The organism is Acidiphilium sp. AL (assembly GCF_025499445.1).
Taxonomy (GTDB): Bacteria; Pseudomonadota; Alphaproteobacteria; order Acetobacterales; family Acetobacteraceae; genus Acidiphilium; species Acidiphilium iwatense.
Genome location: NZ_JAIMBZ010000007.1, coordinates 84,632 through 96,106, shown reverse-complemented (window position 1 = coordinate 96,106; position 11,475 = coordinate 84,632). Strand labels below are relative to the sequence as shown.

Annotated in this window: 15 protein-coding genes; 6 read left to right on the top strand and 9 right to left on the bottom strand. The window is 67.7% G+C overall.

Annotation, left to right across the window (positions count from 1 at the left end; all coding sequences use genetic code 11):
- Positions 1 to 275: 275 nt before the first annotated feature.
- The 4 genes from AiwAL_RS07285 (at position 276) to AiwAL_RS07270 (ending at position 3,005) form a co-directional block, all read left to right on the top strand.
- Entirely contained in the window at positions 276 to 1,133 is an 858-nt protein-coding gene (locus tag AiwAL_RS07285; RefSeq protein WP_235703638.1) for a pyruvate, water dikinase regulatory protein, read from the top strand.
- A gap of 41 nt (positions 1,134 to 1,174) precedes the next feature.
- Positions 1,175 to 1,633, top strand: a complete 459-nt coding sequence (locus AiwAL_RS07280) for a methylated-DNA--[protein]-cysteine S-methyltransferase (protein WP_235703552.1) — start codon at positions 1,175 to 1,177, stop codon at positions 1,631 to 1,633.
- A gap of 22 nt (positions 1,634 to 1,655) precedes the next feature.
- Entirely contained in the window at positions 1,656 to 2,633 is a 978-nt protein-coding gene (locus AiwAL_RS07275; RefSeq protein ID WP_262312422.1) for a quinone oxidoreductase, read from the top strand.
- Positions 2,634 to 2,714: 81 nt separating this feature from the next.
- Complete coding sequence (locus AiwAL_RS07270) at positions 2,715 to 3,005, top strand: high-potential iron-sulfur protein (RefSeq protein WP_235703554.1); 291 nt, start codon at positions 2,715 to 2,717, stop codon at positions 3,003 to 3,005.
- Positions 3,006 to 3,101: 96 nt separating this feature from the next.
- Here AiwAL_RS07270 and AiwAL_RS07265 read toward each other — a convergent pair whose 3' ends face one another.
- Positions 3,102 to 3,530: a CHRD domain-containing protein gene (locus AiwAL_RS07265; protein ID WP_262312421.1), complete on the bottom strand. Its 429-nt coding sequence runs from the start codon at positions 3,528 to 3,530 to the stop codon at positions 3,102 to 3,104.
- Positions 3,531 to 3,664: 134 nt separating this feature from the next.
- On the opposite strand from AiwAL_RS07265, the gene folB reads away from it, so the two are divergent.
- Positions 3,665 to 4,072 (top strand): dihydroneopterin aldolase, encoded by a 408-nt coding sequence (gene folB / locus AiwAL_RS07260; protein ID WP_407932527.1) that lies wholly within the window; start codon positions 3,665 to 3,667, stop codon positions 4,070 to 4,072.
- A gap of 243 nt (positions 4,073 to 4,315) precedes the next feature.
- Here the strand turns inward: folB and AiwAL_RS07255 are convergent, their stop codons facing one another.
- Entirely contained in the window at positions 4,316 to 4,693 is a 378-nt protein-coding gene (locus AiwAL_RS07255) for a hypothetical protein (RefSeq protein WP_262312420.1), read from the bottom strand.
- 87 nt (positions 4,694 to 4,780) lie between these two features.
- Positions 4,781 to 5,650, bottom strand: coding sequence for a sigma-70 family RNA polymerase sigma factor (locus tag AiwAL_RS07250; RefSeq protein ID WP_262312419.1), 870 nt, complete (start codon positions 5,648 to 5,650; stop codon positions 4,781 to 4,783).
- A 115-nt stretch (positions 5,651 to 5,765) separates the two neighbouring features.
- Here AiwAL_RS07250 and AiwAL_RS07245 point away from each other — a divergent pair, with 115 nt between their 5' ends.
- A complete protein-coding gene (locus AiwAL_RS07245) occupies positions 5,766 to 6,230 on the top strand; it encodes a carboxymuconolactone decarboxylase family protein (RefSeq protein WP_235703559.1) in 465 nt (154 codons plus the stop codon).
- A gap of 48 nt (positions 6,231 to 6,278) precedes the next feature.
- Here AiwAL_RS07245 and AiwAL_RS07240 read toward each other — a convergent pair whose 3' ends face one another.
- From AiwAL_RS07240 to lpxD, 6 genes are all read right to left on the bottom strand, one after another.
- Positions 6,279 to 7,556 (bottom strand): sulfotransferase, encoded by a 1,278-nt coding sequence (locus AiwAL_RS07240; RefSeq protein WP_235703560.1) that lies wholly within the window; start codon positions 7,554 to 7,556, stop codon positions 6,279 to 6,281.
- A gap of 2 nt (positions 7,557 to 7,558) precedes the next feature.
- The gene (gene gloA / locus AiwAL_RS07235; protein WP_235703561.1) at positions 7,559 to 7,954 is read right to left on the bottom strand and encodes a lactoylglutathione lyase; all 396 of its coding nucleotides are present in this window, start codon (positions 7,952 to 7,954) and stop codon (positions 7,559 to 7,561) included.
- Between the two features lie 11 nt (positions 7,955 to 7,965).
- Positions 7,966 to 8,808: an LpxI family protein gene (locus AiwAL_RS07230; protein ID WP_235703562.1), complete on the bottom strand. Its 843-nt coding sequence runs from the start codon at positions 8,806 to 8,808 to the stop codon at positions 7,966 to 7,968.
- Between the two features lie 241 nt (positions 8,809 to 9,049).
- Entirely contained in the window at positions 9,050 to 9,856 is an 807-nt protein-coding gene (gene lpxA / locus AiwAL_RS07225; protein WP_235703563.1) for an acyl-ACP--UDP-N-acetylglucosamine O-acyltransferase, read from the bottom strand.
- Entirely contained in the window at positions 9,853 to 10,353 is a 501-nt protein-coding gene (gene fabZ / locus AiwAL_RS07220) for a 3-hydroxyacyl-ACP dehydratase FabZ (RefSeq protein ID WP_235703564.1), read from the bottom strand. Before fabZ ends, lpxA begins: the two co-directional genes overlap by 4 nt.
- Positions 10,354 to 10,369: 16 nt before the next feature.
- Positions 10,370 to 11,470 carry a UDP-3-O-(3-hydroxymyristoyl)glucosamine N-acyltransferase gene (gene lpxD, locus AiwAL_RS07215; RefSeq protein WP_235703565.1) on the bottom strand — a complete coding sequence of 367 codons (1,101 nt, stop codon included), beginning with the start codon at positions 11,468 to 11,470 and terminating at the stop codon, positions 10,370 to 10,372.
- Positions 11,471 to 11,475: the final 5 nt, after the last annotated feature.

Sequence of the window (11,475 nt, the reverse complement as noted above, 5' to 3'; positions counted from 1 at the left end):
ATGCCTAGCTTCAAATCGTTCTAGAGAAAAGAATGGTGAAGCTGTCTGGCCCTGTGGATTATGGGGATCCATGCCGCTCCACCATCAATTCACAAACTTATCCACACGAAATTCCCTGGAACAATCTACTGATTCTACGTCAAACTGGGAGTTTTTCCACAATTGGCGACGCACCCCGGCAATTCCATCCACAGCGATCGGGCATGTTCGGGTTATCCCCGCGATTCACACCGGCGGCTTCCGGCGGCGCGGTTATCCCCGCTATAGAGACGGCGATGACCGGCAAGCGGCTCAATCTCCACCTGATCTCCGATGCCACCGGCGATACGCTGAACGCGGTCGCGCGCGCCGCCATCGCGCAGTTCGAGGGGGCGGAGATTCACCTGCACCGCTGGAGCCTGATCCGCTCGCGGCTGCAATTGCACCGGGTTCTGGAAGGGATCGAGGCGGAACGCGGCCCGGTGCTCTCGACCCTGGTTGACCGGGCGCTGCGTGGCGAGCTGGAACAGGCGTGCCAGCGCCTGGGGCTGCAGGTGCTGCACATGCTCGACCCGGTGTTCGACCTGCTGCAGCAGGAATTCGGCGCGCCCACCCGCCCGACGCCGGGCCGGCAATACGTGCTCGACGCCGATTACTTCCGCCGGATCGACGCGATGCACTACGTCATCTCGCATGATGACGGTCAGGCGATCCGAGGCCTCGCCGAGGCGGATGTAATCCTGGTCGGCGTGTCCCGCTCCTCGAAAACCCCGACCTCGTTCTACCTCGCCAATCGCGGGATCAAGGCGGCGAACGTGCCCCTGGTGCCCGGCCTCGCCCTGCCGCCCGAGTTGAACGACCCGCCCTGTCCGGTGGTCGGGCTGTTCATCGAAGCCGCCCCGCTGATCGAAATCCGCCGCCACCGGCTCAGCCTGCTCGGCGCGGCATCCGGGCCGGCGGCGGCGTTCCAGCGCGACGATGCCGCCTATATCGACGAGGAGGCGGTCGGCCAGGAACTGCTCTGGGCGCGCCGGCTCTGCTCCTCGCGCTTCTGGCCGACGGTCAACGTCACCCGCCGCTCGATCGAGGAAACCGCGGCGGCGGTCCTGAAAATGATGGAAACCTGGCACGAGCGCCGGGCGCGCCGGGGTTGACTTCAGTGACTCAGCTTCTAGCCTCAATCGAGGACCGCTCCGTGCCCCATATCTCGATCCATCATCCGGCGTTCGGCGATATTCTGCTCCGCGAGGCTGGCGGCGCGATCGTGTCGCTCGACTGGGAAAGCGGCGCGGACGATGCGCCGACCCCCCTGCTCCGCCGCGCCGCCGAGGCGCTGCAAGCCTATTTCAGGAGCGGTGTCCTGCCGGCCGATCTGCCGCTCGCCCCGGCGGGCACCGCGTATCAGCGCCGTGTCTGGGCCTGTCTCCGCCGGATTCCGCGCGGCGAGATCCGAACCTATGGCGCGGTCGCGTCCGAAGCCGGCGGCAGCGCCCGCGCGGTAGGCGGGGCGAACCGCGCCAACCCGATTCCCATCCTGATCCCGTGTCACCGCGTCTGTGCGGCGAACGGGCTCGGCGGCTACGCCGGCAGCGACCGGGACGGCTGGGGCCTGGACATGAAACGCCGGCTCCTCGAACTCGAAGGCGCGGTGTAAGCGTCGCATAGTGGAGACAAACATGAGCACCAAGGCGATTCGCATTCACGCCCATGGCGGGCCCGAGGTTTTGCGCTGGGAGGACATGCCGACGCCCGAGCCCGGATCGGGCGAGGCGCTGGTCCACCATGAGGCGGTTGGGCTGAACTATATCGACATTTATTTTCGTGCCGGCCTCTACAAAATCCCGCATCTGCCGGCGATCCTCGGGCTCGAGGGCGCCGGCGTGGTGCGCGCGGTGGGCGAAGGCGTTACCGAAGTCGCGGTGGGCGATCGCGTCGCCTATGCCGGCGGCCCGATCGGCGCCTATGCGACCGAGCGGGTGATCGCCGCCGACCGGCTGGTCAAGCTGCCGGATTCGATCGACTTCGCGACCGGTGCGGCGATGATGCTTCAGGGCATGACCGCGCAATATCTGATCCGCCGGACCTACCGGGTGCAAAGCGGCGAAACCGTGCTGGTCCACGCCGCCGCCGGCGGCGTCGGGCTCATTCTCTGCCAATGGGCGAAGCATCTCGGCGTCCGGGTGATCGGCGTGGTCTCCACCGAGGCGAAGGCGGAACTCGCCCGCGCGCATGGGGCGGATCACGTGGTGGTCGGCCATCAGAATCTCGCCGCCGAGGTCAGGCGCATCACCGACGGCGCGATGGTGCCGGTGGTCTATGACGGCGTCGGCAAGGATACGTTCCTGCCGAGCCTCGACTGCCTCGCGCCACTCGGCCTGATGGTGAGCTACGGCAATGCCTCGGGCCCGGTGCCGCCGGTCGAGGTCGGGATGCTGGCCGCCAAGGGCAGCCTGTTCCTCACCCGCCCCACCCTCGCGACCTATACCGCCCGCCGCGAGGATCTGGTCGCGGTGGCCAACGATTTGTTCGCCGTGGTGGCGAGCGGGGCGGTGAATATCAGGGTGAACCAGACTTTTCCGCTCGCCGAGGCCGCCGCCGCGCAGGAAGCGCTGGAAGCGCGCCGCACCACCGGCAGCACGGTGCTGATTCCGTAAATCACAACTTCGTGACGATCACGACAGCGCCATGTTTCGGTGCTTAAACTCCCCATCACCAGCAACAACAGGAGCAACACAATGACCGAGGACCGGAAATTCGATGGCCGCCGCGCGCTGCTGAAAAAAGCCGCCGGCATCTCCGCCGCCCTCGCCGCCGCCGGCATGGTGGCCGCCCGCACCGCCGAGGCCGCCGGGATGACGAAAGCCTCGGTGAAATATCAGGACAAGCCGAAGGGCGGCCATCAATGCGACGGCTGCGCACTGTTCGTCCCCGGTTCGTCGGCGACCGCGAACGGCACCTGCAAGGCGGTGGCCGGCTCGATCAGCCCGAAAGGCTGGTGCACGCTCTGGACCCCGAAAGCCGCCTGAACCCGGCCGATTCAAGTTCGAGAGATCGTCATTGCGAAGCCGCGCCCCGCGCAAGCGGGACGCGGCTGAAGCAACCCAGGACTCAAAAAGACCGAATCACTTCCCTTCCATCACCTGGCCGCGGATCTCGCCGGCCGGAACCTTCACGGTATGGACGTTCACATAGGACATGCCGCCGAGAATGGTCTTCGCCTCGGCTGACGTGATTTTCGCCTTGCCGTTGATCGGGCTGGCGTGCGGGCCGCTGATCGGCACCAGCACCGGACCATTGGCGCCCGGTTTCGCCGGGCCGTGGAAATGCGCCGCCGTCACCTTGCTGGACAGATGGCTGTAGGTGACGTGCCAGTAGAGCATATGCGTCTTCGAGTTGTAGCGGCCGGTCACCGTGCCGGTGCCCTTGGATGTCACGCCCGCGGCCGGTTTCAGCTTGGCATGAAGCGGGGTCACCTTGGCCATGGCGACGCCGGTGAAGGCCAAGAACGCGAGCGCGGTCATCGGCAGCAGCTTGTGCGTGGAAAGGCGCATGGAGAAATTCCCCCTATGATGATGGCGGCGGATCGCCGCCGTTCGCATATAGGGCGTCCCGTGTGGCGGCAAAGTGGCAAATCCGCGTCGGAATACTTGCGCCGGAACCGATTGCGGCGCAGAGGCGGCCCATGATGGAAACCGCCCGTCTCGCCGATGCGGCATTGTCGCGCCGCCGTATGTTCGTCCGCGACCTGGTCATGGAGGCGCGGATCGGCGTTCACGCGCACGAGCACGGCCGCACCCAGCGCATCCGGGTCAATCTCGACCTCGCGGTCGACGATGACGGCGCGCGCCCGCTCTCGCGCCAGGCGGTCGGGCGCGACGTTCTGACCAGGGTGGTCGATTACGAACATCTGGTGAACGCGGCGCGCGAGCTGATCGTCGCCGGCCATGTGCAGCTGGTGGAAACCCTGGCCGAGCGGCTCGCCGAACTCTGCCTCGCCGATCGCCGCGTCGCCCTCGTCCGCGTGCGGGTCGAAAAACTCGACGTCTTCCCCGACGCCGAAGCGGTCGGCGTGGAAATCGAACGGCGCCGTTAGAGCAATATGGCCTTAAGTGGAATCGCGCGGCGATCCACAAAGCCATGAAATTGCTCGCCCAAACAAAGAGTAGAGCGTGATCGACTGAAAGTCATCACGCTCTAGATTACGCCACGCCTCGGTCACAACCCGCCTTCCGAACGTCATTACGACGCCGAACGCAGTGAGGCGGAAGCAATCCAGCATGGTCGGAGACCGCAATGACTGGCACACCGGAGCGGCCGGTTTCAAGGAAATCCAGCATTACTTGGCGTTGAACCTGATCCCGAACGACACGATCGGCGGCGGCCCGGCGAATACCGGCGGCGGTCCGGCAAAAAGCGGCGGCGGCGCCAGTTCCGCTTGGGGTCCGCCGTTGTCGGATGACGCGCTGTAATAGCTCGGCACCGGCCCGGTCACATGATTGAGCGACAAGGCCGGGCCGAGATACCACCAGCCATGGCGCTGCAGATAGAAGCGGCTCGGGTTCGCGCTTTTCCTTGCATGGACTTGCCCGGTCACGGCGGGCTGGCCGGCGGCCGGCGGCGCGGCCGGCGCCGGTTGCGCAAAGCTGGCCGGCATCGTGGCGAACGCCGCGACGGCGAAGCAAAGGGCGATCATCGAAAAACGGGCGCGTTGCATGATTCATATCCTTTCCGGTGAATCAGCGGCCGCTTTACATATATGCGGTATTTCCGGCAGTTAAACCCTGCCCGGCGGGCTGCCCCGTCAATCGCCGAGAACGGTGAGACCGATCCGGCCGAGCCGTTCGGGATCGGCGATCGCTTCGATCCTGGCGATCCGGTCGCCCCGGATCGTCATGCGGAGCAGGACGCGCAGCCGCCCGCCGGGAGCGACGAGGAGCCCGACGGCGCCGTCCACCAGAATCGGCCGGGCGCCCTGCGCGCGCCTCTTGAACGTCTTGGCGACGGCCTCGGCGCCGTGAATTTCCGGCGCCCCGCCCATCCGCACCGCCACAGGGTCGGCCCGGAACGCGACATCGGGATCGAGCACGGCAAGCAGCGCCGCGAAATCGCCGGCGCGCGCGGCGGCCAGGAAGGCATCGACGATCGCGCGCTGCCGGGCGCGGTCGACATCTTCGGCCGCTTGCACCCCACGCACGCGCCGGCGCGCCCGGCTGGCGAGCTGCCGCGCCGCCTCGGGTGACCGTCCGACGATGGCGGCGATCTGGTCGAACGGCAGGTCGAACATGTCGTGCAGCACGAAGGCGACCCGCTCGGCGGGAGCGAGCCTGCCGAGCACCACCAGCAGGGCGACGCCGACCGAGTCGGCCAGAAGCAGATCGTGGTCGGGGTCGTCCCGCCTTTCGGTCACCGGTTCGGGCACGCGCGCATCCATCGGCTCCTCGCGCCGCGACTTGCGCGCGCGCAGCATGTCGAGGCAGACGCGGGCGATCACCGTGGTCAGCCAGCCCCCCGGATTTTCCACGCCGCCCGGACCGGCGCGGTTCAGGCGCAACCAGGTCTCCTGGACCGCATCCTCGGCGTCGCCCGCCGAACCGAGCATCCGGTAGGCGACCGCGAGCAGGCGGCTTCCATGGGTCTCGAACAGTTCGGCCGGCCAATTCTTCTCACCCACCGGTCACATTCCCCCTTCATGGTCCGTCATGGCGATGACGGACGAAACCCAGCCGATGTGACAGGCCGGCCGGGAAAGATGTCGTCGATTTTGCGGTTTTGAAAGGACACAGACCATGCAGGAACGAATGAAAAACCCGGCGATCGTCATTCCCGAGGCGATGGAGGGCATCAAGGTGCTGCTCGCCGCCGTGGGCAAGACCGGCGTGCCGGGGACGACGCTCCATCTCGTCCATCTTCGGGCCAGCCAGATCAACGGCTGCAGCTACTGCGTCGCCGGCGGCGCCGGCCACGCGAAGCAGGCCGGCGAATCCGACGAGCGGCTGTTCGCGGTCGCCGCCTGGCGGGATACGCCCTATTTCACCGAGGCCGAGCGCGCCGCGCTGGCGCTCGCCGAGGCGGTCACCAGGCTCGCCGACCGGGCCGACCCGGTGCCCGACGAGATCTGGAACGAGGCCGCGACCCACTATGACGAGCGGCAGCTCGCGGGCCTGCTCCTCTGGATCGCGACCACCAACGTCTTCAATCGCCTCAATGTTTCCACCAGGCTGGTGGCCGGCACCAAAATGCCCTGGGGCTGACCTTCGCGCGGTCGTCGCAAGCCGCGTGCGGCGACCGCGCGGCTCGCCTCAAATCGCCGCGGTGTTGCCCTTCGCGCGCGGCTTAACCCCGAAATACTCCATATACGGCGCGAATTTCGGCCGCAGCCGCTCGGGATTGATCCCGAAATCGGCTAGCCGGTAGCGGTTGCGGCCATAGCCGCCGCGCGGCCTTGCGGCGAGGAAACCGCGCATCGCCGCCTCGGCCTCCGGCGACAGCACCGCGCCGAAACGGCGGTACAGTGTGGCGATCGCCGCCATCGGGTCGGCGGTCAGTTCGTCGTAATGGATATGCAGCTTGCGCGCGGGCGCGATATCGGCGCGCCGGTCGAATCCGACCAGCCGCCGCGCGCCGTCGATCCAGCGCGCCGTCACCTGCGCGCCGATCTCCGCCGGGTCGGTCTCGCGCAGGAACGGCCGGCGCAGCACCTCGGTCAGATGCGCGACCGAGGCGAACACATGCACCGGATCGCGATGCACGATCACGAACCGCGCATCGGGATAGACCCGCAGGATCGCATCCATCGAGAAGGTATGGTCCGGGCATTTCAGCGCCCAGAATTTCGCGCCGACCCCATATTGCATCGCCTGCAGGAACCGCTTGTGGAAGGCGAATGCATCGTCATGGCCGAACTCGTCCAGCCAGGCGAGGTAGGACGGCACCCGGAACGTCGTGTCGAACCGCAGCGACTGGAACACATGCGCGGTGATCTCGCTGCATTCCTGCGGGCTGTCGGCATGGATCGGATGCACCAGCGGAAACTCGGGCGCCAGCCCCGCGAAGGTGGCGAGCTGCCGGTCCGTCCGCCGTGCCGCCGCGCTCCGCCTCGGGTCGAAATCGCGCGGTCGCGGCGCGGGATACAAAGTCTGCCAGTTGCGCGGCACCATCACGTCCGGGTCATGGGCGAGCAGCGTGTGCAGAAACGTGGTGCCCGAACGCGGCAGGCCGAGAATGAACAAGGGTGATGCCACGGCCGCCGCGCCGATCGCGGCGTTTTCCGCGTGCATAAGCTCGATCGTTGCCCGGTTGCGCGCCAGCCGCGTCAGATCGTAGCGCACCGAAATCCGCCCGAACAAGGAAAGCCGCGTCTCGCGCGCCAGCGCCTCGATCAGCCGCGCCAGCCCCTCGCGCGCCGCCCCCTCGACCGCGACGCCCGCTTTCGCCTCCACTGCCCGCACCGACAAACCCGGCCAGTCGCGCGGAAGCACCGCCTCCGCCGCGCCGAATCCGGCCGACAGCGCGCGATACCGCAGCGCCATGCGCGGCTTGCGCTCGGGGATCGGCGGAACCGGGTCGGGGCGAGTCATTGTCAATGCCGCTCGATCAGTTCGATTTTGTAACCGTTCGGGTCCTCGATGAAGGCGATCACCGTGGTGCCGAACTTCACCGGGCCGGGCTCGCGGGCGATTTTCACGCCGCCCGCCCGCAACTTTTCCACCGTCGTCTTGATATCCGGCACGCCGAGCGCGAGATGGCCGAACGCATTGCCCTGGTCGTAGCGATCGGTGCCGTAATTATAGGTCAGCTCCAGAACGGTGTTCGATTTCTCGTCGCCGTAGCCGACGAACGCCAGGGTATATTTGCCGTCCGGCACGTCGTTCCGGCGCAATTCCTTCATCCCCAGCATCCTGGTGTAGAAATCCACGCTCTCCTCCAGGTCGTTCACCCGGATCATGGTGTGAAGATACTGAAACTCGCTGCTCATTCCGGTCTCCCTCATTCCCAATCCGGCGCCGCGGGGTCGATCCCCAGCAGAAACACCCCGGCCGCCTCCGCCGCCTCGATCATCGGCACACGTTCGAGCAATATGGTCCCTTGCGCCTCGAATGCCACGCCGCGCAATCCTGCATCCCGCGCCCCCGCGATCGTCGCCGGCCCCAGCGTCGGCAGATCGGCCCGGCGGTCCTGCCCCGGCTTGACCAGCTTGACCAGAACTCCGCCCGGACCCGGCCGCGCCAACCCGCGTGCCCGCGCCAGCATCGCATCGGTGCCCTCGACCGCCTCGACCGCCAGCACGATCCCCTGCTGCACCACGCAAGCCTGGCCGACATCCGCAACCCCCAGGGCCCGCACCACCGCAACCCCTCGCGCGATATCCGCCATCGCCGTCGCGTCCGGCGCCGCGCGCGTCAGCAACCCCTCCGGCGCCAGCGCCTCGCGCAACACCTCGTGCGCGCCCAGAACCCGAAACCCCTCCTCGCCCAGAACCCGCACGATCGCCGCGAGAAACCCGTCATCCCCGGAAAACGCCGCCCGCCCGATCCGCGCCAGCAGCTTCGCTCCGACCGCGTCCGGCCGCAAATCCAGCAGCGAGGGCCGCTTCACCGGCCCGGCCAGCACGATCTCCGCGCACCCGGCACGCCGCAACGCGGCGATCGCCGCCCCCACCGCCCCCAGCCGCACCACCTCATGCGGAAACCCGCCGATCACCTGAGGCTCGGCATACCCCTCCAGCGCCACCACGAACACCTCCCGCCCCGCCGCAAGCGCCGCCAACCCCACCCGCCCCGGCAACGGACCACCCCCCGCGACAATGCCGAGCGGCCCCGATCCGGTCATGGGGCGCTGCCCCATACCCCGCCAGGAGGCTCCGCCTCCTGGACCTCCGCTAAGGGCTTAGCCCTTAGAACCAGGAATTTGGGATTTCCGCGCATGGGGGCTCGTGCTCTCGTCGCAGTCTCGTGCCCCCATGCGCGGAAATCCCACTCTAGGATTCCAAAGGCTCTGCCTTTGGTGGGGTTCCAAGGGACAAAGCCCCTTGGTCGGGTGCGGGACAAAGCCCCGCGATCTGACACGGTGGTCACGTCTCGGGGTCGTCGGCGTGGCGGGTGGTGTGGCGGATGAGGCCGCGTTTGCTGGGTGCGTCGATGAAGGCGAGGATGGTGGCGATGTAGGGGTCGTCGCCGGCGGCGCTGCGGACCTGTTCGACCCGGTCGGCGAAATTTCCGTCGGACTGGAACAGGATGCGGTAGGCGGTGCGCAGCCGGTGCTGGGCGGTTTTGTCGAGGCCGCGCCGCCGCAGGCCGATGATGTTGAGGCCGTGCAGCCGCGCGCGATTGCCGATGACCGAGCCGTAGGGGATGACGTCGGCTTCGACGCCGGAGGCGCCGCCGACCATGGCGCCGGTGCCGATGCGCGCGAACTGGTGGATCGCGGTCGAGCCGCCGATGATCGCCTGATCGGCGATCTCGACATGGCCGCCCATGACGACGTTGTTGGCGATGACCACGTTGTCGCCGATCGCGCAGTCATGGGCGACGTGGACCACCGCCATGAGCAGGCAGCCGGCGCCGAGCCGGGTGATCCCGCTGCCGGTGACGGTGCCGCGATGGATGGTGCAATGTTCGCGGATCGTGCAGCGCGGGCCGATTTCGGTCGCGGTGTCCTCGCCCTGGTATTTGAGGTCCTGCGGCGCCAGCCCGATGGTGGCGAAGGGGTAGATTTTCGTTCCCGCGCCGATCCGGGTGCGCCCGTCGACGACCACGTGCGAGACGAGATCGACGCCGTCTTCCAGCACGGCGTCGGGCCCGATCGTGCAGAACGGCCCGACGCGAACCCCGGCGCCGAGCCTGGCACCGGGGGCGATCACCGAGGATGGGTGGATCATGGGGCTTCGGCTCGCCGGTCCATGATCATCGCGGCATAGGTCGCCTCGGCGACGGCGCTGCCGTCGACCCGCGCGATCGCGTGGAATTTCCAGACATTGCCGCGATTGCGCTCCTTGACGACATGGATGCGCAGACTGTCGCCCGGCACCACCGGGCGGCGGAATTTCGCCCCTTCGACCGACATGAAATAGACGACCTTGCCGGCTTCTTTCGGCCCCAATGTTTCCACCACCAGCACGGCTGCGGTCTGCGCCATGCTTTCGATGATCAGCACGCCCGGCATCACCGGGTGGCCGGGAAAATGGCCCTGAAAGAAATGTTCGTTGACCGAGAGATGCTTGACCCCGACCGCCGAGACGTTGGGGATCAGCTCGACCACCCGGTCGATCAGCAGGAACGGGTAGCGGTGCGGAATCGCGTGCATGATGCCGGCGATATCGACCGTCCGTCCCGTTTCGGTGTCTTGCGCCACGCTGTCGGTGCTGCTGCCGTCCATCGCCGAGGTCCGCCGTTTATTGATCGTCCGGGTCGCGTTCCGCCGCTTGATCGGCGGCGGCGCCAGAATGGCGCATTCCGCCGCGCCGTGCAAAGCGCCGGAGTGCGGCGATCTCGCGAAAAAACGCCTTGGCCGGCTGGGCCGGGCTGCCGAGCATTTCCGCCCCGGCGGGAATGTTGCTCATCACCCCGGCCTGCGGGCCGATGCGGGCACCCTTGCCGATGGTGAGATGGCCGGAAAACCCGGCCTGCCCGGCGATCACCACGAAATCCTCCAGCACCGTCGAGCCGGAAATCCCGACCTGCGCGACGATCACGCAGTTGCGGCCGGTCCGCACGTTGTGGGCGATCTGCACCTGATTATCGATCCGCGTACCGGCGCCGATCACGGTATCCTGCGCCGAGCCGCGATCGATCGTGGTATTGGCGCCGATATCGACATCGTCGCCCAGGATCACCCGGCCGAGCTGCGCGACGGAAACGAACCCGTCCGGCGAGGGCGCGAAGCCGAACCCGTCCTGGCCGATCCGCACGCCGGGATGGATCGTCACCCGGTCGCCGATCAGCGCGAAACCGATGGTCACCTGTGCCGCGATCCGGCAATCCGCGCCGATCACCACGCTCGGGCCGATCACGCTATGCGCCCCGATCGCGCTGCGCGGCCCGATTTCGGCGCGCGGGCCGATCACCGCATAGGGGCCGATTTCGGCGGAGGGATCGACGCGCGCCGAAGAATCGACGATCGCGGTGGAATGCCGGCCCGGCAGCGCCGCTTGCGGCGGATGGAACAGCCCGCCCGCCCGTGCCCAGGCGAGATAGGGCTGAGCGACCGGCAGGGCAATGCACTCCGCGGGCAGCCTGTCCGCGAATTCGGCGAGCAGGATCACCGCCCCCGCGCGCGTCGCGGCAAGCAGCGGCGCGTAGCGCTTGTTGTCGAGAAAGCTGATCTCGTCCGGCCCGGCGCTCTGCAGCGGCGCGATGCCGCGAAACCGCCGCGCGGCACCGGACTCGGGCACCGGCGCGCCGATCGCCCGCGCGATCTCGGCCAGGGCGAACGGGCCGAGCCGGGGAAAGAAGCGCGGATCGCCTGGTCGTCCCGCGCCGTCCGCGTCAGTCACGACGC